The sequence below is a fragment of the uncultured Veillonella sp. genome (genome assembly GCF_963551295.1).
In the GTDB taxonomy this organism is placed as follows: domain Bacteria; phylum Bacillota; class Negativicutes; order Veillonellales; family Veillonellaceae; genus Veillonella.
Genome location: NZ_CAUVFT010000001.1, coordinates 116757 through 141942, shown reverse-complemented (window position 1 = coordinate 141942; position 25186 = coordinate 116757). Strand labels below are relative to the sequence as shown.

General features: G+C 40.7%; 6 protein-coding genes. 1 reads left to right on the top strand and 5 read right to left on the bottom strand.

What is annotated here, in order from left to right; all coding sequences use genetic code 11:
* Positions 1–18: 18 nt before the first annotated feature.
* Together RYO55_RS00445 and RYO55_RS00440 are read right to left on the bottom strand one after the other, a co-directional pair.
* Complete coding sequence (locus RYO55_RS00445) at positions 19–10131, bottom strand: ESPR-type extended signal peptide-containing protein (protein WP_314983653.1); 10113 nt, start codon at positions 10129–10131, stop codon at positions 19–21.
* Between the two features lie 466 nt (positions 10132–10597).
* On the bottom strand, positions 10598–16771 hold the full coding sequence (locus RYO55_RS00440) for an ESPR-type extended signal peptide-containing protein (RefSeq protein WP_314983652.1): 6174 nt from the start codon (positions 16769–16771) through the stop codon (positions 10598–10600).
* Between the two features lie 704 nt (positions 16772–17475).
* On the opposite strand from RYO55_RS00440, the gene RYO55_RS00435 reads away from it, so the two are divergent.
* Positions 17476–17742 (top strand): hypothetical protein, encoded by a 267-nt coding sequence (locus tag RYO55_RS00435; protein WP_004692901.1) that lies wholly within the window; start codon positions 17476–17478, stop codon positions 17740–17742.
* A gap of 112 nt (positions 17743–17854) precedes the next feature.
* Here the strand turns inward: RYO55_RS00435 and RYO55_RS00430 are convergent, their stop codons facing one another.
* The 3 genes from RYO55_RS00430 to RYO55_RS00420 form a co-directional block, all read right to left on the bottom strand.
* Entirely contained in the window at positions 17855–18499 is a 645-nt protein-coding gene (locus RYO55_RS00430) for a hypothetical protein (RefSeq protein WP_004692902.1), read from the bottom strand.
* 106 nt (positions 18500–18605) lie between these two features.
* On the bottom strand, positions 18606–24050 hold the full coding sequence (locus RYO55_RS00425) for an ESPR-type extended signal peptide-containing protein (protein WP_314983648.1): 5445 nt from the start codon (positions 24048–24050) through the stop codon (positions 18606–18608).
* 415 nt (positions 24051–24465) lie between these two features.
* Complete coding sequence (locus RYO55_RS00420; protein WP_314983646.1) at positions 24466–25110, bottom strand: hypothetical protein; 645 nt, start codon at positions 25108–25110, stop codon at positions 24466–24468.
* Between the last annotated feature and the right edge of the window lie 76 nt (positions 25111–25186).

The following is a 25186-nucleotide window of genomic DNA, read 5'->3' as shown; positions in this document are numbered from 1 at the left end:
AGATGAAACAGATATGAATTACATGCCTAAACGACTCATAATTAGAGCCAATTGTCGCTTAGTTTCTTCATTATCTTTCTGTAGACGAAGATTATCTTCTTTTAATGCCGCATAGTCTGCAGTTAATTTTTCATCCTGCGCTTTCATGCGTGCATTTTCAGCTTTCAAAGCAGTCATTTCATCCTGCATTACGTACATAGAACTGATAGGACCGCCCTTGTAGCGTTCAGGAATAGCCTTCTTCTCATCAGAAGAACCGAATTTACGAGTTACACCAGCATTCACCATATTATGGTGGCTACCAACAGATACGCCTGCATGGAACATAGTGTCTTCCGATGTGTAGTGAGCAACACCTAAAGCTGCTGCAGTTTCGCCTCTGTAATTACCAATACCAGCCATCACTTGAGTTGGTTCTAACGGATCATATTGAATCGGTTTCAACGCAGACATAGCCGCCGCATGAGCACCTACACGTTGCGTTTCGCCCGCCACGGAATTAATAGCATTGGCCATGCCCTCCGTAACTCCTTTCAATTGATTTACGTTAACCGCATCTGTACCGTTTACACCAGGACCTACATTGCTAATTGTTTTACCACCATTATTCAATCCGTCTTTAGTAAGACTTACAGTGTTACCGCTAGCAGGAGTAATGGTTATACCACTGCCGTTCACAACTGTAGAGTTACCTGCAGTATCCTTAGTCGTTACTGACGTAAGACCTTTCAAATCTTTCGCCATACGAACTTTAAGATTAGTACCGTCAGATACGACGCCTACATTATCTTCTGTAGTCAACTTGCTAGCATCAGTAATACCACCGATTACGTTTACCTGTTCGTTAAGCTTTTTGTTAATCACATTACCGGAATCACCACCGTATTTCATACCATCGTCTTTAGTTGCCACTTGATGTGTCTTGCCCTGTTCATCTTGGTACTTAATACGAGTAATAGCATTACCTCCTAAATCAGAATCGCCCTTATCAGCAATCATATCTGCATTGCGCCCATCTTTTCCGGTTAAACCGATATGACCAACACCGTCTTTGCCGGACATAGATACAGCATCTTTACCGTCTTTACCTGTAATAGCTACTTTACCGTCTGTACCATTCGCAGCGTCTGGACCTGTAATGGAAACGCCATCTTGACCGTTTTTGCCAACTTTCACCTTATCAGTCGATACCGTATCGGCAGTGACCGTTTTGGTAGTAACGCTATCGGTCTTAAGATTCTTAGCCATTTTAATAGTAACATTACCATTTTCGGCTACTGTTTTGATATTTTCACCGGAATAATCACTATCAGCCCCTTGACCTTCACCTTTGATAGTAACCTTTTGACCTAAATCACGGTGGAAATCGCCTGTATTACCGGCAAAATCCATACCTTTCTTCGTAATATCATCACCTAAGTTATTAATCTTATTATCCAAGGTTTTATGGGACTTCTGCAATTGATCTTCTGTAGCAGCACGACCACTTGTGATATTGTTAGGATCCCAATCTTTGTTTTCCAAACCTGTCACATGACCGTCCTTGCCATCAACAGATACTTTACCTGCCGCGATCTTACCATCTTTACCGTCGATAGTTACCTTATCTCCGGCCTTAATTGTACCGTTTGTACCGTCAATCGCTACATTGCCGGCCTTGATTGTACCCTTATCGCCATCGATTTCAACTTTATCACCGGCTTTGATGGTGCCTTTGTTACCATCGATAGTAATGTTGTCACCGGCTTTGATAGTACCTGTTGTACCATCCATTGCAATTTGTTTCGTAGGATCAGTCCCCATTGTTACTTGGTCTTTGAGGCCCACTTTGTAATTTGTAGAACCGTCCGCATTAGTGGTCTTATCTACTTGGACATTATTACCTGCCGTTACTGTTGTAGTAGCAGCTGCTGCGGCTTTATCCAATTGAGATTTATTAACCGCATCCTTAGGATTTGTACCGTCAGCTACATTAGTAATCTTATTGCCGGCTCCATCAATACCGCTCTTCGTCATAGATGGACCATTGGTAATCTTCACGCCGTCTTTTGTAACAGCAGTCAACGGATTGCCATCCTTATCTTGAACGGTCATACCTTCACCATTTACAACGGTTTTACCGTTTACACCATCAGTGCCATTATTGAAAGTTATGGAATCTAAACCTTTCAGATTTTTTGCTAAACGAACATTAAGGATATTATTTTTACTAATAACACCAATATTGTTTTCGGTCAACTCAGATTCATTGGTGACACCACCCTTAATATCCAATTGTTCATTAAGTTTCTTCTTGATGGTAGTACCGGAGTCGCCACCATATGCCATGCCATCATCTTTCGTTGCCACTTGATGGGTTATGCCACTTTCATCTTGATATTTAATGCGAGTAATTTCATTTCCATTAACATCAGCAGACCCTTTTTCAGCAGTAATATCCGCACTTTTACCGTCTTTACCACTTAATCCGATGTGACCAACACCATCTTTACCAGATATGGACACAGCATCCTTGCCGTTTTTATCTGTAACAGCGACTTTACCATCAGTGCCATTCACAGTATCTGGACCTGTAAGAGATACGCCATCCTTACCGTCTTTGCCAACTTTCACGGATTCAGCTTTAAGATTTTTGTTCATCTTCACATCGATAGTCGTGTTACCTGTTGCTGCATCTTGTTTGATGAAAGTCTTAATATTGTCACCACTATAGTCAGCATCGTCAGCTTTGCCTTCACCTTGAACAGTGACAATAGAGCCTAATTTATTAGTTTGTACGCCGCCTACATTGGCATTGAATTTAAGCCCTGTATCAGTTTGACCTGCCAAAGCTTGTTTCAATTGATCCTCTGTTGCAGCACGACCGGATACAACATTACCTGCATTCCAAGTCTTATTATCAAGCCCTGTCACGTAGTTACCTGTATTAGCAGGGGTTGCACCATCGGATTGTTTACCCATGGTTACAGTACCGGCTTTCACCGTTTCCGTAGCCGTAACAGATGTAACATTAAGATCTTTCTTCAATTTTAAACCGATCTTCGTATCGTCACCGGTTTGCGTGATTTCCGTCGTAATATTATCGTCGCCGTTTACCGTTACCTTGGAGCCTAGTTTATTAGTTTTTTCAGCGTTATTATCCGCATCAAAACGAAGGCCTTTGTTGGTAAGTTCAGTCTTAGCATCACTAATGTTTTTATTTAACTCAGTTTTAGTGTCATGCAATTGACTGCCGTTCACCGCATCTTTGGAGTTAGCCGCCACATCGCCATTAGCAACATTGGTAATCTTTTGATCGTTCGCATTGATGCCATTTGGAGATACATAGGTCTTACCGCCTACGGTCAAACCACCACTATTGATGGTTGTACCGCCAGCTGTTACGCTGTCCAAACCAGTTAATGTTTTAGCTAACTTCACGTTTAACGTACTACCATCAGATACGACACCAATATTATTATCCGTTAAATCTGCAGCTGCAGCTCCGCCTTTAATGGCAACAGTACCACCTAGCTTCTTGTTGATAGTCGTGCCGAAATCACCGTCAAAGTTCAAGCCTTTATCCACTTCGGATTTAGACGCCACATCCTTAATCGTTACGGTTTTTGTTTTATCCGGATGGTTCTTATCCTGTACGGTCAATGCTACGTCACCGTTGGCATCTACAGTGTAGTCACCATTGGAGCCTGCCGTAGGATTCGCAACGAGACTGAAGTCCGTTGCACTAGCACCTTGTTTCTTAACTTCATCACTAACCGTTTTCAACTGGTCTTCCGTTGCTGCACGGCCAGATGCAATCGTAGGATTTTCAATGCTCCACGCCTTATTATCAAGACCTGTTACGTAATTACCCGTATTAGCAGGGGTTACACCATCAGATTGTTTACCCATAGTTACCGTACCAGCTTTCACAGTTTCCGCTGCAGTAACAGATGTAACATTAAGATTTTTCTTCAATTTAAGGCCGATCTTTGTATCATCGCCAGTTTGACTAATTTCTGTCGTAATATTGTCGTCGCCGTTTACAGTTACCTTGGAACCTAATTTATTCGTTTTTTCAGCGTTATTATCCGCATCAAAACGAAGGCCTTTATTGGTAAGTTCAGTTTTTGCGTCACCAATATTTTTATTGAGTTCCGTTTTAGTGTCAGCAATATTTTTGTTTAGTTCGGTTTTAGTATCGCCAATGTTTTTATTTAATTCATTCTTTGTATCAGCGATATTCTTGTTTAACTCAGTTTTAGCGTCATGCAATTGACCACCGTTAACCGCATCTTTGGAGTTAGCCGCCACATCACCATTAACAACATTGGTAATCTTTTTGTCGTTCGCATTGATACCGTTCGGAGATACATAGGTCTTACCGCCTACGGTCAAACCACCACTATTGATGGTTGTACCGCCAGCTGTTACGCTGTCCAAACCAGTTAATGTTTTAGCTAACTTCACGTTTAACGTACTGCCATCAGATACGACACCAATATTATTATCAGTTAAATCTGCAGCTGCAGCTCCCCCTTTAATGGCAACAGTACCACCTAATTTCTTATTAATAGTCGTGCCAGAGTCGCCATTAAAGTTCAAGCCTTTATCCAATTCGGATTTAGATGCTACATCTTTAATCGTTACGGTTTTTGTTTTATCCGGATGGTTCTTATCTTGAACTGTCAATGCCACGTCACCATTGGCATCTACAGTATAGTCACCATTGGAACCTGCCGCAGGATTTGCAACGAGACTAAAGTCCGTTGCATTAGCGCCTTGAGTTGTGATGGCTTCAGTAACTGTCTTCAATTGATCTTCTGTTGCAGCACGTCCGCTGACAGCAGTCGGATTAGTGACGCTCCATGTCTTATTATCAAGACCTGTTACGTAGTTACCCATATTAGCAGGAGTTGCACCATCGGATTGTTTACCCATAGTTACAGTACCGGCTTTCACAGTTTCCGTAGCAGTAACAGTGGTAACATTAAGGTCTTTCTTCAATTTAAGACCAATCTTCGTATCGTCACCAGTTTGACTGATTTCCGTCGTAATATTGTCGTCGCCATTTACTGTTACCTTAGAGCCTAGTTTATTCGTTTTTTCAGCGTTATTATCCGCATCAAAACGAAGGCCTTTGTTGGTAAGTTCAGTTTTTGCGTCACCAATATTTTTATTCAACTCAGTCTTAGCATCACTAATGTTTTTATTTAACTCAGTTTTAGTGTCATGCAATTGACTGCCGTTCACCGCATCTTTGGAGTTAGCCGCCACATCGCCATTAGCAACATTGGTAATCTTTTGATCGTTCGCATTGATGCCATTTGGAGATACATAGGTCTTACCGCCTACGGTCAAACCACCACTATTGATGGTTGTACCGCCAGCTGTTACGCTGTCCAAACCAGTTAATGTTTTAGCTAACTTCACGTTTAACGTACTGCCATCAGATACGACACCAATATTATTGTCCGTCAAGTTCGCAGCCGCTGCACCACCTTTGATGCTAAGCTTATCGCCCAACTGTTTATTAATTACAGCGCCGCTATCTCCATCAAAGTTAAGGCCTTTAGCAATAGTCGTATTGATTGTGGATATAGCATTTTTATTAGTCGTAATATCTTGCGTATTTTGAGCGATATTTTGCTTATTTTGTGCAATATCAGTCTTATTCTTACCGATGTCAGTTGTATTTTGAGCAATATCAGCCTTGTTTTTAGTTATATCTTGTTTATTCTTGCCAATATCAGTCGCATTTTGAGCAATGTCAGTTGTGTTTTGAGCTATTTTATCCTTGTTCGTATTAACTTGCGTATTAACAGACTTCAACTGATCTTCCGTTGCAGCACGGCCGGTTACGGCTTGTGGATTATCTACATCCCAAGCAGTATTAGTAAGACCAGTTACCGTGCCTGCAGTACCATCCACAGATACAGGATTAGCAGTTCCTAAGGTGATTTTATCCCCTAATCCGACAGTATATTCCTTACCGCCGGCTGCATTTGTACCTTCTTCTACAGTGATGTTGCTGTTTTTAGCTTTCACAGTACTTGCCTTAGCAGTTCCACCGATAGCATCCTGCAACTGACTGAAGTTAACCGCATCAGTAGGATCTGTGCCTTTTGCTAGACCGGTAATCTTTTGATTATTTGCATTGATACCGTTTGGCGTTACGTAGGTCTTGCCGCCTACGGTCAAACCACTACTATTAATAGTCGTTCCGCCAGCTGTTACGCTATCCAAACCAGTTAATGTTTTAGCTAGTTTCACATTTAATGTGCTGCCATCAGACACGACACCGATATTATTGTCCGTAAGATCCGCCGTAGCACCACCTTTAATGGTAACAGTGTCGCCCAATTTTTTATTAATCGCAGCACCGCTATCGCCGTTAAAGTTTAATCCTTTATTGATATTAGTTACATTTGTATTAACCTTATCATTAACGGATTTCAACTGATCTTCTGTTGCAGCACGACCACTTACAGCTTGAGGATTATCCGCATTCCAAGACTTATTATCGAGCCCTGTCACAAAGTTACCGTTTGCACCACCGGCACCACCTGATTGTTCGCCCATAGTCACAGTGCCAGCTTTCACAGTATCAGCGGCAGTAACAGTAGTAACATTGAGATCTTTCTTTAATTTAAGACCGATCTTAGTATCATCACCAGTTTGACTGATTTCTGTCGTAATATTATCATCACCATTTACCGTTACCTTGGAACCCAGTTTATTGGTCTTAGTTCCACCTGTATCCGCATCAAACTTGAGACCGGTATTAATCACATCATTCTTCGCGGTCGATATATTATTGTTTAGCTCGGTTTTTGCATTATCTATATTGCCGTTCAGTTCGGTTTTAGCCGCATGAAGTTGACCGCCGTTAACTGCCTCTTTGGAGTTAGCCGCCACGTCACCATCAGCAACATTAGTTATTTTCTTGTCGTTTGCATTGATGCCGTTCGGAGATACATAGGTCTTACCACCTACGGTTAACCCACCACTATTGATCGTTGTACCACCAGCCGTTACGCTATCCAAACCGGTTAATGTTTTAGCTAGTTTTACATTTAATGTGCTGCCATCAGATACGACACCGATATTATTATCCGTCAAATTCGCAGCTGCGGCACCGCCCTTGATGCTAAGCTTATCGCCCAACTGTTTGTTAATTACAGCACCGCTGTCTCCATCAAAGTTAAGACCTTTAGCAATAGTTGTATTGATTGTAGAGATAGCATTTTTATTGGTCGCAATATCTTGTGTATTCTGAGCAATATTTTGTTTATTTTGTGCAATATCAGTCGTATTCTTACCAATATTCGTTGTATTTTTAGCTATATCTGCGGTGTTTTTAGCTATATCTTGTTTGTTCTTACCGATGTCAGTCGTATTTTGAGCTATATCAGTCGTATTTTGAGCTATATCAGTCTTGTTCTTAGCTATATCTTGCTTATTCTTACCGATGTCAGTCGTATTCTGAGTAATGTCAGTTGTGTTTTTAGCTATTTTATCCTTATTTGTGTTAACTTGCGTATTAACTGTTTTTAACTGATCTTCCGTTGCGGCACGACCAGTTACGGCTTGTGGGTTATCCACATTCCAAGCAGTATTAGTAAGTCCTGTTACAATTCCTGCAGTTCCGTCCACGGTTACAGGATGTGCTGTACCTACAGCAAGTTTATTACCCAAGCCAACAGTGTATTCCTTACCACCATTCGCATTGGTACCTTCTGTTACGATTACATTTGCATCCTTTGGTTTTACTGTAGTCGCCTTAGCAGTACCACCGATAGCACTTTGTAATTGACTGAAATTAACCGCATCGTTAGGCGCCGTACCATTAGCAACACCAGTAATCTTTTGATTATTAGCATTGATGCCATCAGGTGTTACATAGGTTCTAGCACCTACACTCAAACCATTTTTACTAATAGTAGTATTTCCTGCATTAACGCTCTCTAATCCTGTTAAATATTTTGCCAACTTTACAGTCAATCTACCGGTACCATCGGATACAACACCAATATTATTATCGGATAATGCCCCTGTAGCACCGCCTTTAATGACTAGAGTATCACCTAATTTTCTCTTAATCGAAGCACCTGTATCGCTGCTAAAATAGAGCCCTTTTTCAAGAGTATTATTGATAGTGTTAATATCATTCTTATTAGTAGTAATATCACCTTGTATTTTTGTGATATTTCGTGCATTGGCACCAATACGGCTTGAGTTATCTGAGATATTCTGCGTATTTTGATTAATAAAATACTGATTGGAATTAACTCTCTCATTAACCCGCTTTAACTGATCTTCCGTAGCAGCACGCCCTGTAACAGGTGCTGGATTATTTACATTCCATGATGTATTGGTAAGACCTGTGACCGTTCCTGTACCACTATCTATGGTTACAGGATGCGAGGCCGCCCCTTTCCCTACAGTAATCTTATAATTTAAGCCAACAGTATACTCCTTACCACCTTTCGCCGTTGAGTTTTCCCTTACCGTAATATTACCATCATCATTTGCTTTTACTATGGCTTCTTTAGCTGTACCGTTAATTGCGCGTTGCAACTGACCGTAGTTAACTGCGTCCTGACTACCACTACCGTCTGCAACACCTCTAAGCTGTTGATTATTGGCATTAAGACCACCTGTTGACACATAGAGTTTACCGCCTACAGACACCCCTTTATTATCAATCGTAGCAGTTCCTGCTGTTACGCTATCCAAACCAGTTATTTTTTTAGCCAATTTCACATTTAGTGTGCCATTTCCGTCTGCTTGAACCCCAATATTGTTGTCAGCCAAAGCACCGGTAGCGCCACCTTTTATTCTTACTGTGTCACCTAATTTTACTTGGTTCTGAACAAAGTTATCACCATAAAAGAACAATCCTTTATCGATATTGTCTTTATTATATCTAATAGCATCGTGGATCGTGCTTTTACCTGTAAAGCCGATATCACTCATCGTTAATTTACCGGTATCAGGATCGAGCGCTGCATTACCGCCAAGGATATTTTTAGTAGTAGTGGCTAAATTGCCCAAGCTATTTGCTACGGCATATAGCTGACTACCATTAATAGCATCTGTAGACGAAGAATTCATACGCCCTGCTGCCACATTTGTAATCGTGCGTTTTACTGTATCATTACCAATACTTACGGTAGAATCTGCCGTTCCTCCCGCTAAATTCTTATACCACAAACCATTTACAAACTGATTCGGTGTACTATGAGTATCCGCAGTCGCAGAATTAGTACCTAATGCAACTGAGCGATTATGATTTTTATTTACCGTCGTATTTCTACCGAGAGTAACACTATCCTCTGCATAGCTAACTGCACGATTACCGATGGCAATACTATTTTTCTGAACTGAGTCAGAGTCTGTACCAATAGCTAAAGAAGAATCCTCACGGGCATTACTTTCCCAGCCCATTGCAATAGAATTAAGTCCTGTTGCATAGGAATTTACACCGATAGCACGAGACCCTTCAGCCTTAGCTTGTGCATTATTACCGATTGCAACGGCCCATTTACCTCTTGCCTGTGATCCGTTGCCCATTGCAACGGCACCACCAGCAGCGGCTTTAGCATTATTACCAAATGCCATGGAGGATCCACCCCAAGCTCTGGCATTGGTACCAAATGCCTGATCATTATCGGCACCCACATAGTTACCGGCCTCATCATATCCAGCCCAAGATGTATTACCAAGGGCAAAGCCATTTAAAGAAGCTACTTTTGTCAAATTACCGATAGCGACACCATTATTTACTTCAACCGTTGCATTTCTTCCGATGGCAACACCTTGTACATTACCAACATTAGCCCTATTTACTTTTGTAACAGTAGCACCTGTACCCAATGCCACACTGTTATCTGCCAATGCTGTACTATTGTCACCTATCGCTACAGTACCATTTTTAGCTTGAGCGCCGGCCCCTTGCACAATAGTACTCCCATGCACGATCATTGGAGACATCATGGACATAAATAAAGCCGTAGCAATTACAGGCCCTGACATCTTGGCAAATACCGATGTCATTGTCGATCGTTTCGACATATTCTTCGCTGTTTCAGCTACAACGACATAACATCCTTTTGTACGACTCCAGATTACTTTAAAAATTCGGTTCATCTCGTCTTACTCCTTGCATAAAACTATCAGATTATATGAATATAATAAAATATTTTATAACTATTTTAAAAAGTAAAAATACAGTTAATATATGGCTATTTACCGATGCATATCATATTAAACATATCATATTCTATGGTAAAAGTAAAAAATTTTTCACTCTACACTCACTTCCAAATCATAAATATTTATGAATATACAAAAACTCCGCTATATACCTTATGAATATGCTAAATGTACTAATTTTTTCGCATAAAATTAACTTCATGAAAAAAATGTATTTCACCTTAGTAAACTATTATGATCCAATTGTTACTCACCTATTTCGATTATCTTACAAGTTAATCATGACATATATATGCTCATAACAACCATTGCATCTATTTCTTGCATGCAAAAAGGCGCCAAAAGCATTTCGCTTTTGGCGCCTTTTATAAGCACTGCCGTATCAATATGTTATTTCATATTATTTCAAGCCCGCTTGTTGCATCAATAATGCAATTTGTGCTCTCATTTCTTCATTGTCGCGTTGTACTTTTTCGTACTTAGCTTTCAAAGCAGTCATTTCATCTTGCATTACGTACATGGAGCTAATAGGACCACCTTTGTAACGTTCAGGAACCGCTTTCTTCGCATCGGAAGTACCGAATTTACGAGTTACACCGGCATTCACCATGTTATGGTGGCTACCAACAGATACACCTACATGGAACATAGTATCTTCTGCTGTGTAATGTGCAACGCCAAGAGCCGCCGCAGTTTCACCTCTGTAATTACCGATACCGGCCATCACTTGAGTTGGTTCCAATGGATCATATTGAATAGGTTTCAATGCAGACATAGCCGCCGCATGAGCGCCTACACGTTGTGTTTCGCCCGCTACGGAGTTAATAGCATTAGCTAACCCATCTGTAGCACCTTTCAATTGATTTACGTTAACTGCATCCGTGCCGTTTACGCCAGGGCCTACATTGGTAATTGTATTACCGCCGTTGTTGAGGCCATCTTTAGTAAGACTTACAGCATTACCGCTAGCAGGTGTAATTGTTACACCGCCACCGTTCATAACTGTCGTATTACCTGCAGCATCCTTAGTTGTTACTGTTTCAAGACCTTTCAAGTCTTTCGCCATACGAACCTTAAGGTTGCCAGTACCATCGGATACGACACCTAAATTATCTTCTGTAGTCAACTTACTAGCATCAGTAATGCCACCCACTACATTAACTTGTTCGTTAAGCTTTTTCTTGATTACGGAACCGCTATCGCCACCGTATTTCATACCATCATCTTTAGTTGCCACTTGGTGGATCTTACCGTTTTCGTCTTGGTATTTAATACGAGTGATGTTGTTACCGTCTAAGTCTGGATCACCTTTATCAACGGTAATATCCGCATTACGGCCGTCTTTACCAGTTAAACCGATATGACCAACACCGTCTTTACCGGACATGGATACAGCATCTTTACCGTCTTTACCAGTAATGCCTACTTTACCGTCTGTACCGTCAACACCGTTAGGACCAGTAATGGATACGCCATCCTTACCGTTTTTGCCGACTTTCACCTTATCGGTAGTCAAGCTGTCAGTCTTAAGGTCTTTTGCCATCTTGATAGTAACATTACCATTTTGGTCGGCTACTGTTTTAATATTTTCGCCGGAGTATTTATCATCGGCTTCTGTACCTTCACCTTTGATAGTAACCTTTTGGCCTAAATCACGGTGGAATTCACCTGTATTACCGGCGAAATTCATACCTTTTTTCGTGATTTCATCACCTAGGTTAGTAATCTTATTATCCAAGGATTTGTGAGATTTTTGCAATTGATCTTCTGTAGCAGCACGACCGCTTGTGATGTTGTTAGGATCCCAATCTTTGTTTTCCAAACCTGTCACATAACCGTCTTTACCATCAACAGATACCTTACCTGCTGCAATCTTACCATCTTTACCGTCAATAGTTACCTTGTCGCCAGCTTTAATGGTACCGTTTTCACCGTCAATTGTTACGTTGCCAGCTTTAATAGTACCTTTGTTGCCGTCGATTGTCACTTTATCACCGGCTTTGATTGTGCCTGTAGTACCGTCCATCGCGATTTGTTTTGTAGCATCAGAGCCCAATGTCACTTGGTCTTTGAGACTTACTTCATAGTTCTTGGAACCATTCGCATTGGTGCTAGGTGTCACAGTAATATTATTACCTGCCGATACCGTTGTAGATGCGGCTGCTGTAGCTTTATCCAATTGAGATTTATTAACCGCATCGTTAGGGTCCGTGCCGTCAGCTACATTCGTAATCTTGTTACCGCCGTTATTTAAGCCGTCTTTTGTAAGACTCACTGCATTACCGCCAGCAGGTGTGATTGTCATACCATCACCATTGATAACAGTATTATTGCCGCCGTTTGTGAAAGTAGCAGACGTCAAGCCTTTCAATTCTTTCGCCAAGCGCAATTTCAATGTATCGGAACCGTCGGAAACAACACCGATGTTGTCTTCAGTCGCTAATTTGCTTTCATCGGAGATACCGCCCTTAACATTCACTTGATTGTTAAGTTTCTTTTTAATTACATTACCTGTATCGCCGCCATACATCATACCATCATCAAGGGTTGCAAGCGTATGTGTATTGCCGTTTTTATCTTCGGTCACTAAACGATTAATGCTTGTGCCATCTACACCGTTTTTAGCGTCGCCACCTTTAATTGTAACGCCATCTTGACCATTTTTACCGGCAATTGCCACACTATTAGCTTTGAGGTTTTTGTTCATCTTCACATCGATAGTTGTGTTGCCATCTTGATCTTGTGTGATGAAAGTTTTAATGTTTTCACCGCTGTAGTTAGCATCAGCATCATTACCTTCGCCCTTAACAGTAACCGTAGAGCCAAGTTTATTAGTTTTTACGCCGCCACTGTTAGCATCAAATTTCAAGCCTTTATTAGTTAATGCATCTTCGCTATCTTTGATTTTGTCTTTCAAGTAATCCACATTAACCGCTTCGCTACCATCGTTGCCTGTAGCATACGCCACATTTGTTACATGAGTACCACCAGTTTTATTAGCATAAGTAGGACCTTCATAAGTTACTTTTGTCTTATCAACAGCACCATTATCCAAATTATACTTAACAGCACGATCATTTAATTTGTCGAGACTAGATTTAGATGCAACATCCTTAATCTTAACAGTTTCTTTTTGACCTGCATGGTTTTTATCCTCTACAGTTAAGTCAACATCACCGTTAGAATCAACTGTATAAGCACCGTCTGCAGCAGCTGCATTTTTCACCAAACGATAATCTGTAGCAGCAGCACCTTGACTCTTAACAACATCACTGATTTTTTTCAATTGATCTTCTGTAGCTGCGCGACCGCTTACAGGATTAGATGTATTTACATCCCAATCTTTATTATCAAGACCAGTCACATAGTTCTTAGTATCAGCGTGTTTACCCATTGTTACACCACCGGCTTTCACGGTATCTGTAGCTGTCAATGTTTGAACATTAAGATTTTTGTTCAATTTAACGCCGATTGTAGTATCATCGCCGGTTTGCGTAATTTCAGTAGTAATATTACCATCACCATTTACTGTTACTTTAGAACCAAGTTTGTTCGTTTTTACATCGTTATTATCAGCATCGAAACGAAGGCCTTTGTTGATAAGATCAGTTTTAGCATTATTGATATTAGTATTTAATTCGTTTTTAGCATCGTGCAATTGACCGCCGTTTACAGCGTCCTTACTGCCTGCGCCTACTGTACCATCAGCAACATTAGTAATCTTTTGATTATTCGCATTGATACCTGTTGGAGATACATAGTTCTTACCACCTACAGTCAAACCACCGTTATTGATAGTAGTACCACCTGCTGTAACACTATCCAAGCCAGTCAATGTTTTAGCTAATTTCACATTCAATGTGCCATTGCCGTCAGATTCAACACCGATATTACCATCGGACAATGTGCCTGTAGCACCGCCTTTGACAGACAGTTTTTCACCTAATTTTTTATTGATAACTGCACCGGAGTCACCATCAAAGTTCAAGCCTTTATCAAGAGTTGTATTGATAGTAGTGATATCTCCAGCATTTTTATCGATAGCAGTTTTATTAGTGTTAACTTTATCATTAACCTTTTTCAACTGATCTTCTGTAGCACCACGACCAGATACAGCCGCAGGATGATCTACATCCCAATCTGTATTTGTAAGGCCTGTTACATGACCAGCATCACCGTCTACAGTTACAGGATGTGCTGTACCTACGGTAATTTTATTACCTAAACCAACAGTATATTCCTTACCGCCTGCTGCGTTTGTACTTTCTGTTACAGTTACATTCGCATCCTTCGCTTTTACAGTGGATGCTTTAGCTGTACCACCGATAGCAGCTTGTAATTGGCTATAGTTAACTGCATCATTAGGATCGCTACCATTAGCAACATTAGTAATCTTTTGATTATTCGCATTGAGACCTGATGGAGACACATACGTCTTACCGCCTACAGTTAAACCGCTGTTATCAATCTTAGTATTACCAGCTGTAACGCTGTCCAAACCTGTCAATGTTTTAGCTAATTTCACATTTAATGTACCATTGCCGTCGGATACAACACCGATATTACCGTCAGACAATGTGCCTGTAGCACCGCCTTTAACAGTTACAGTATCACCTAATTGTCTATTACTTACAGTGCCTGTGTCGCCAGCAAAGTTCAAGCCTTTATTAATCTTTGTGTTAATAGTGGAAATATCTTGCTTATTTTTAGCGATATCAGTTTTGTTATTCGCAATGTCGCCAGCATTTTTATTGATATTTTGCTTATTAGTATTGATATCTCCAGCATTTTTATCGATTGCAGCTTTATTGGTATTAACTTTGTCGTTTACTTTTTTCAATTGATCTTCTGTAGCCGCGCGACCAGATACAGCCACAGGATTATCTACATTCCAGTCTTTATTTTGAAGGCCTGTTACATGGCCTGTAGTACCATTAATCGTTATAGGGTTCGCTGCACCTATTGTAACGGTGTTACCCAAAGTCATGTTAATAGTTGTATCACCATTAGCTTGTGTAATTGCGGCATTGATATTACTGCCATCACCTTTGATAGTAACTTTAGAACCTAATAGGTTGTTTTTCGCACCACCTGTATTAGCATCAAAGTTAAGGCCTTTATCAATAGTGTCTTTATTGAATTTAATAGCATCATGAATCGTGCCTTTACCTGTGTTACCGATATTGCTCATCGACAAGTTACCAGTATCAGGGTCAAGCGCTGCATTGCCACCTAAAAGGCCTTTTGTAGTACTTGCTAAATTACCCAAGGTATTTGCAACACCATATAATTGGCTACCATTGATTGCATCTGTAGATTGTGCATTTACACGACCTGCAGCCACATTTGTGATAGTACGTTTTAGTGTATCGCTACCTACACTAAGTGTGGAGTCAGCACTGCCTCCTGCATAGTTTTTATACCACAAACCATTTACCAATTGATTTGGTGTGCTCACTTTAGCATCAGTCTTGGAGTTAGCACCTAGTGCAACGGAGCGTTCATGTGCAGCATTAGCAGATACACCTAATGCCATAGAGTTTGTTTGCTCAGCTTTACTGCTTAAACCTAATGCTACAGCACCTACCGCACCAGTAGATGTAGAAGATTGCACACCTATTGCTAGGGAATTACCACCAGATGCAACAGAACCATCACCAGCCGCAATATCAGCGTAGCCATTTGTTGTACTACCCCAACCGAGTGCAGTGGAGTGAGAGCTATTAGTTGTAGCATTCGTCCCCAACGCAGAAGAGCCCTGTTTCAAAGCTTTAGAGCCATTACCGATAGCTACCGCCCAATCACCTCTAGATTCGGAACCGTTACCCATAGCAATAGCGCCACCTTTAGATGCCTTCGCATCATTACCGAAAGCCATGGAGGAACCGCCATAAGCACGTGCATTGGAACCGAAAGCCTGGTCATTATCAAGGCCTATCAATTTATTGGTTTCATCATAGCCGGCACGTGCATTATTACCAAGGGCAAAGCCATTAGTGGATGCCACACGTGTTTCATTACCCAAGGCCACACTGTTATTTGTAGTGGAACGAGAATTATGACCGATAGTTACGGCTTGTGCACCATCAGCACTAGTACCGGAACCAACAGCAATGGCATTGACAACCTTAGTTGTTGCACCTTGACCAATGGCGATACCACCTGTTCGTTGATCAGGATCTACATCCTGCCCCTTATTAGGATCAACTGTTACAGTTGCACCACGACCGATAGCGATACCGCTCTGCGTTTTACCTTCATCAGTATCGTTTCTACCTACAGATGCATTAGTACCGATTGAAATACTATAGTCACCCTTAGATGCCGTATTATCACCGATAGCAATACCACCGTCATTTTCAGCTTGTGCACCGTTACCTCTTGTAATAGGTGCCCCCAAGGCATCGGTAGGCATCATCACGCCTGTCAGCATAACGGCAACTGCTGTAGCGCCTACTATTTTAGAAAATACAACCGACAAAGAAGAACGTTTCGTCATGTTCTTTGCTGTTTCTGCCACAACGACATAACAGCCCTTTGTGCGATTCCAAATCACTTTAAATACTCGATTCATTAATCTTTCTCCTATAAAACTTATAAAACTTACTAACTAACTATCTACATATTTAATGAAATAACAATGATGTATCGATGATGTATTGAGAATTCATCGACATTCTTGAATGTGTATATCTAAAATACCACATATTACGGGAAAAGTAAACTTTTTTTCATTTTATTTTCATAAAACTTTTGTGTTTAAGTTATTAATAATTTCGATAAAATTAAATATACTGAATATTCTGCATAAATGCTGTATTTTTTTACTATTATTCACCAACTTTCATAAATAATACTAATATGCTCCATAATTATGTACCAATATCACATCATATATAACCAATTTATTTTCTCTTCATCATTCTGATTTATGATAGATTATATAATAGAATGATATCTTTTCATAAACAGATATCGTACAGTGTTTCTGCCATTTTGACTCAATGTACGTACACAATTACTACATACCTACTTAAGCCAATTAACTATTGCACAATCAATAAAGGTAACATTTTATTATATAGTAAAAGGAATGACAGGTGAAATTCAAATCGCCGTCATTCCTTTTTTTATTCTAAGGCACTCTAAAGGCGTATCGGCGGGCTTTATAGGCTTTATAGAAATAGCGCATATGTGTATAAAAACAATTTATACGATTACTCCATGTGTTTTTTAATTTTTATTGTTATACTGAAAGCAGAAAGGAGGAAGAAATCTATGTCAGAACTCAATATCTTACAACAAAATATAGATAAACCAAATACGGTTACAGAAGAAGATATCGTAGTTACACGAGATAATCAAACTTTCACAATCAAAGGTCGCTTTAATGGGGAAGAAGGCGTATTCACATATGATGCGGACGTTCAACCTAACGATCAGTTACAATTTCTGCATCACAATTTTACGGCCATCGTAAAAAAAATTACATATAAGGTGATTCAAGGTCAGCGAATCACATTGATTGCAAAATTATATGCATAAAAATATCGGGGTATTGTTAATACAAACAACACCCCGATATTTTTTATCGGTCATACAATTATAAGAAATACAACACAACAACACTTAATTCTTATAATTGAATCATCTAAAATTATTGAATTGTCGGTGCATTAATCGCTTTGCGAAGGTCCACTGTGTGAAGTTCGTCCATTGCAGGAGCCGCTTTTTCATCTACAGGTTTCACGCGATTATTGCCGTCTTTCATAGCTTCGTTCAAGCTGAAGATCACCATTTCGTTCATGTAGAAACGCAATTCATCATCATGTACATTGGCTGTATTGCGATCCAAGATATCGATGATTTGTTGCGCATAGTCCAATTTAGCGTCTTCAGATACAGTCGCATGTTCTGTAAAGAACTGTTTGTAATCGTTGTACAAACGATCTAATGCCAAACGCCCATAGCTATCGTTTTTATAACGATGGCTTACGATGTACCAACTACGACGAACGTTCATGTAGTACAACACATTGTTGCGGTAACGCTCTTGACCAGTCATAACGCGGGAATCGTCCATGATACGTTTGCCCTTTTGGTCCAATTGGAATTGTGTGAAAGCATTCACTACGTCCCGAACTTCTTCGCTAGGTACAGGAACAGCCACTTCTGCTTCAATCACGTTTAATGGTTCAGCTGGTTGTTCCGGCATCATCAATCGATCTTGAGCCGCATCCGCTTGACCTACCGCACACACACAAGCAAGTGCCAATACAGGCATAAATGTTTTGAATTTCATAAATCCTCCTAATGATGAGCCGCCCCCCAAAGGGCGGCTTTCATATTCCTTACATGATTCTTACATGATTAGAGTATACTAAATAACACATTTAATCAAGTTCAAGTTATTTTGTAAGCCCTGCTTGTTGCATCAACAATGCAATTTGAGCCTTCATTTGTTCATTATCAGCCTTAACGGAAGACAATTCATTGAGGCTTTCTTGCATGCGTGCATTTTCAGCTTTTAACGCTGTCACTTCATCTTGCAACACATAAACGGAGCTGATAGGGCCACCTTTATAACGATCTGGAATCGCTTTCTTCGCATCGGAGTTACCGAATTTGTGAGTTACACCGGCATTCACCATGTTATGGTGACTACCAACAGATACACCTACATGGAACATAGTGTCTTCTGCTGTGTAATGTGCAACGCCTAACGCCGCTGCCGTTTCACCTCTGTAATTACCGATACCGGCCATTACTTGAGTCGGTTCCAACGGATCATACTGAATAGGTTTCAACGCAGACATAGCCGCCGCATGAGCACCTACACGTTGTGTTTCACCCGCTACAGCATTGATAGCATTCGCCATCTTATCTGTTGCGCCTTTTAATTGATTTACGTTAACCGCATCAGTACCGTTCACACCAGCCGCAACATTGGTAATTGTATTACCACCGTTGTTGAGGCCATCTTTAGTAAGACTAACTGCATTACCACTAGCAGGTGTAATCGTTACACCGCCACCGTTCATAACTGTAGTATTACCTGCAGCATCATTAGTTGTTACTGTTTCAAGACCTTTTAAGTCTTTCGCCATACGAACCTTAAGGTTGCCAGTACCATCGGATACGACCCCTAAATTGTCTTCTGTAGTTAACTTGCTAGCATCAGTAATACCACCGATTACGTTTACTTGTTCGTTAAGCTTTTTGTTAATCACAGCGCCGCTATCGCCACCGTATTTCATACCATCATCTTTAGTTGCCACTTGGTGGGTTTTACCGTTTTCGTCTTGGTATTTAATACGAGTGATTTCGTTGCCATCAAGATCAGGGTCACCTTTTTCAACAGAAATATCCGCACTACGGCCGTCCTTACCATTAAGACCGATGTGACCAACACCGTCTTTACCGTACATAGATACAGCATCTTTACCGTCTTTACCTGTGATACCTACCTTGCCATCTGTGCCATTCGCGGTATCAGGGCCTGCGATAGATACGCCATCTTGACCATCTTTACCAACGTTAATAGTGCCTTTGTTACCGTCGATTTCAACCTTGTCACCAGCTTTGATTGTGCCTGCATTACCATCGATGGCAATTTGTTTCTTCGGATCGGAGCCTAATGTTACTTGGTCTTTAAGGCTTACTTCATAGTTTTTAGAACCATTCGGATTGTCGCTTGGTGTAACCTTAATATTATCGCCTGCTGTTACCGTCGTAGTCGCAGCAGCTGCAGCTTGATCCAGTTGAGATTTATTGACTGCATCAGTCGGAGCTGTACCTTTAGCTACATTCGTAATCTTGTTGCCACCGTTATCCAAACCATCTTTAGTTAGGCTCACAGGGTTACCGCTAGCAGGTGTAATCTTCATGCCGCCACCATTTACAACTGTAGTGTTGCCTGCAGCATCTTTAGTTGTTACTGTTTCAAGGCCTTTCAAGTCTTTTGCCATACGAACCTTGAGGTTATTGCTACCATCGGATACTACACCTAAATTGTCTTCTGTAGTCAACTTGCTAGCATCAGTAATACCGCCGATTACGTTTACTTGTTCGTTAAGCTTTTTGTTGATCACAGCACCGCTATCGCCACCGTATTTCATACCGTCATCTTTGGTTGCCACTTGGTGGGTCTTACCATTTTCGTCTTTGTACTTAATACGAGTAATTGCGTTACCTTCGATATCAGGGTCTCCTTTTTCAGCAGTGATATCAGCGCTCTTACCGTCTTTACCGCTTAAACCGATGTGACCTACACCATCTTTGCCGGAAATAGATACAGCATCCTTGCCGTTTTGATCTTTAACAGCTACCTTGCCATCTGTACCATTCACTGTATCAGGGCCTGTGATGGATACGCCATTCTTACCATCTTTGGCAACCGTTACAGATTCAGCTTTAAGGTTTTTGCTCATTTTCACGTCAATCGTCGTATTGCCTGTTGCTGCATCTTGTTTAATGAAAGTCTTGATATTTTCACCGCTATAATCGGTATCAGCAGCTTTACCTTCGCCTTTTACGATTACGGTAGAACCTAATTTACTAGTTTGTACACCGCCTACATTGGCATCAAATTTAAGACCTGTTGCAGTTTGATTTGCCAAAGCTTGTTTCAATTGGTCTTCTGTTGCGGCACGACCAGATACAACATTACCTGGATCCCAAGTTTTATTATCAAGACCCGTAATATAGTTGCCTGTATTACCAGGGTTAGCACCATCAGCTTGTTTACCCATTGTTACGTCCCCTGCTTTCACAGTATCCGTAGCGGTAACAGATCTAACATTAAGATCTTTCTTTAATTTAAGAGCAATCTTAGTATCATCACCAGTTTGAGTAATTTCTGTAGTGATGTTGTCATCACCGTTTACAGTTACTTTAGAGCCTAATTTATTCGTTTTTTCATCGTCATTATCCGCGTTAAAACGAAGGCCTTTATTGATAAGGTCTGTTTTAGTATTATCAATTTTATTATTTAAATCATTCTTGGTATTCGTAATTTGGTCACCAAGATCTTGCTTAACTTGATGTAATTGACCGCCGTTAACTGCATCTTTAGAGTTAGCAGCCACGTCGCCATTAGCTACATTGGTGATCTTTTGGTCATTAGCATTGATACCATTTGGAGATACATAATTCTTACCACCTACGGTCAAACCGCCGTTGTTGATAGTAGTACCACCAGCTGTAACGCTGTCCAAACCAGTCAATGTTTTAGCCAATTTTACATTCAATGTACCTGTACCGTCGGATACAACACCAATGTTACCATCGGACAATGTGCCTGTAGCACCGCCTTTAACAGCAACCGTATCACCTAATTTCTTATTGATTGTTGCACCAGAGTCCCCATCAAAGTTCAACCCTTTTTCAATAGTTTTATTGATAGTAACGATATCACCAGCATTCTTTGCGATATTTTGCGTATTATTAGCAATATTACCGGCATTTGTTGTGATATTTTGTTTGTTATCAGCGATTGCTTGTTTATTTTTGTCGATTTGATCCTTATTGGTATTAACCGTATCGTTAACCTTTTTCAACTGATCTTCTGTAGCAGCACGTCCAGGAACAGCCACAGGATTGGCTACATTCCAATCTGTATTTTGAAGACCTGTTACATGACCTGCATTACCATCTACAGTTACAGGATGTGCAGTACCAACATTGATTGTATTACCTAAGCCAACAGTATATTCCTTACCACCTGCTGCATTTGTACCTTCTGTTACAGTTACATTTGCATCTTTTGCTTTCACAGTAGGCGCTTTATCGATAGAGTTAATCACATTTTGTAATTGACCATAATTAACCGCATCATTAGAGTTAGTACCATCAGCTACATTGGTAATCTTTTGGTTGTTCGCATTGATACCGTTTGGAGATACATAGTTCTTACCATCTACGGTTAAACCGCCGTTATTGATAGTAGTGCCGCCAGCTGTAACGCTGTCCAAACCGGTCAATGTTTTAGCCAATTTAATATTTAGCGTATCAGTGCCATTGGAAACGACACCGATATTGTTATCTGTCAATTTAGTTGCATCGGTTACACCGCCCACAACATTAGTCTGTTCGCCTAATTTACGAGTGAATTTATTGTCTGCAGCTGCTGCAGCTTTTACATCGCCTGCATAGGATACGCCTTTTTCTACTTCCGTTTTAACTGCAAACAATTGGCTACCATTGATAGCATCAGTGGATGTAGCAGAAATACGACCAGCCGCTACATTAGTAACAGTCCGTTCCATACCTGCCTTACCTACGCTTACTGTGGAAGCAGGATTTGTGCCTGCAAAGTTATGAGTTGCCCCATTGATTGTTGCAGAAGAAGTAGCCACAGCCGCTGCTGTTTCAGAGCCATTACCGATAGCTACGGCATTGTCATTAGCTACTTTCGTATTATTACCAAGAGCTAAACCGTTAGCCCCTGTTACAGTAGCACTATTACCTAGAACCATGCCATTGTCACCGGAAATAGTAGAGTTACTACCTACTGCATAGGAGTTATCCGTTGTAATGGTGTTTTTATAACCAAACGCACCCGCCGTATTACCTTTAACCGTACCTGCAGTAACCTTTTTAATTTTATCGCCATTAGCTTCTGTAATTTCTGTAACAGTAGCAGTCCCTACCGTATTGTCACTACCGATAGCATATGCATTATTACCGTAAACCTTATTGCCTTTACCAAGAGCACCTGCGGATGCACCGGATAGAGTTGCATTCGTCATATCAAAGCCCACTGTATTTGTATCGCCGAGAGCTGTGGATTTCTCCCCATAAGCACCAGCCTGACTACCAATAGCAAGAGAGTTATTCCCCCAGCTACGAGCCATAGCACCGATAGCGGTGCTAGCCACACCTTTTGACAAGGAGTTAGCACCGATAGCATTAGAACCCGTGCCTAAAGACTGCGTCATCATACCAATAGCAAGGCTGGCATTTCCGATAGATGCAGTATTTACATAGTTCTTACTATCATTAAGAGCTGCTGTACCCAATCCACCTGGATGCAACGCAGCCACTTCACGGTTAAAGTTTTTCTGCGTACCTGGCACCGCTAAATCAGGAATAGCCTTATATAAATCAGGCTTTGCCTTATCGATATCATCACCGCCGATAGCGATAGAGGATTGCCCGATAGATCTCACATCACCGCCGATAGCGATAGATTGAGTACCATATACCTTCGCTACGCTACCGATAGCTACAGATTGTGAAAACAGCTGTCCGTCACTATCAACAGTAGCATTCTTTCTAATTATATTAGCTTCCGCTGCAGCACCGATGACTACGTCGCCACGAGAACCATAAGAAGCCGCTTCTGCACCCATTACAACTGCACCGGATCCAGGTTGTTGATGATACTTGGAAATCGTGCTCTTCGCTTGACGACCTATTACAATATCGCCATTTTCCTTTGCAACTGACCCTTGACCGATAGCAATAGTACCCGCAGGATATGGAACCTTCACTCGTTGTTGCCCTTCAGCCTTTGCACCATTACCGATGGCAATACCATTTTCACTTGTTGCTAATGTAGTCGCGTCATTACCTACAGCCACAGATTTAGCACCTGCGGATTTCGCATTATCACCGACGGCAACGCTATTGCTACCAGTAGCAGCCGCACCAGGACCTTGTATTACATTTGCTTCTGCAATTCCCGATACTAAACAACCCGTAATAGCAAAAGCACATAAAGCTGCACGGAAAGTAATGCTCGTTCTTGCAGAATTCACACTAGCTTTACCGCCACCACTCTTAACTAACTCAGATACTACAACGTAGCAATTTTTAGCTTTACTCCAAATTACATTATAAATTCGATTCATGTTATTCCTTTCTCACGAACTACCGATTCTACCGGTTACGCATTCTGTTTATAGCCTCATATAAAAACAAAATAAAAGAAGAAGTAATAGACATAAAAAATCATCTACACTTCTAACATAAAACAATAGTACTCAATACTATAGTTTAAGTACTATTACGTATATCTTTTCCTTTAAGATACTCACTCTAGTGACCACTATATCAAAAATATTCAATATTGTAAACAACTTTTTCATGTTTCATTCATTTTTATGGTTTATTTAATAAAATTAATGATTAAGAAAGAAATTCTTCATTTTTTCTATATATTTGTGGAATTAAATTTACATATTCATATATGAGAGATTTAGTCTATGTATGACAAAAGCCGAGGCAGTTTGTGCCTCGGCTTTCACCATTTATATAGTCTAAATTTTATTGAATTGTGGGCGCATTAATCGCTTTGCGAAGATCCACTGTATGAAGTTCGTCCATTGCAGGAGCTGCTTTTTCATCCACAGGTTTCACGCGATTATTGCCGTCTTTCATAGCTTCGTTCAAGCTGAAGATAACCATTTCGTTCATGTAGAAACGCAATTCATCATCATGTACATTGGCTGTATTGCGATCCAAGATATCGATGATTTGTTGCGCATAGTCCAATTTAGCATCTTCAGATACAGTCATATGTTCTGTAAAGAACTGTTTGTAATCGTTGTACAAACGATCTAACGCCATGCGCGCATAGCTGTCATTTTTATAACGATGGCTCACGATGTACCAGCTGCGACGAACGTTCATGTAGTACAACACATTGTTACGATACCGCTCTTGACCGGTCATAACACGGGAATCGTCCATAATACGTTTGCCCTTTTGGTCCAATTGGAATTGTGTGAAAGCATTGACTACATCGCGAACTTCTTCGCTAGGTACAGGAACAGCCACTTCCGCTTCAATCACGTTTAATGGTTCAGCCGATTGTTCTGGCATCATCAATCGATCTTGAGCCGCATCCGCTTGACCTACCGCACATACACAAGCAAGTGCCAATACAGGCATAAATTTTTTGAATTTCATAAATCCTCCTAATGATGAGCCGCCTCCCAAAGGGCGGCTTTCATATTCCTTACATGACTAGACTAAGAATTCTCCC

Coding starts and splice junctions, on each gene's coding strand:
- RYO55_RS00445 (WP_314983653.1), bottom strand. CDS start 10,131: ATGAACCGAATTTTTAAAGTAATCTGGAGTCGTACAAAAGGATGTTAT.
- RYO55_RS00440 (WP_314983652.1), bottom strand. CDS start 16,771: ATGAATCGAGTATTTAAAGTGATTTGGAATCGCACAAAGGGCTGTTAT.
- RYO55_RS00435 (WP_004692901.1), top strand. CDS start 17,476: ATGTCAGAACTCAATATCTTACAACAAAATATAGATAAACCAAATACG.
- RYO55_RS00430 (WP_004692902.1), bottom strand. CDS start 18,499: ATGAAATTCAAAACATTTATGCCTGTATTGGCACTTGCTTGTGTGTGT.
- RYO55_RS00425 (WP_314983648.1), bottom strand. CDS start 24,050: ATGAATCGAATTTATAATGTAATTTGGAGTAAAGCTAAAAATTGCTAC.
- RYO55_RS00420 (WP_314983646.1), bottom strand. CDS start 25,110: ATGAAATTCAAAAAATTTATGCCTGTATTGGCACTTGCTTGTGTATGT.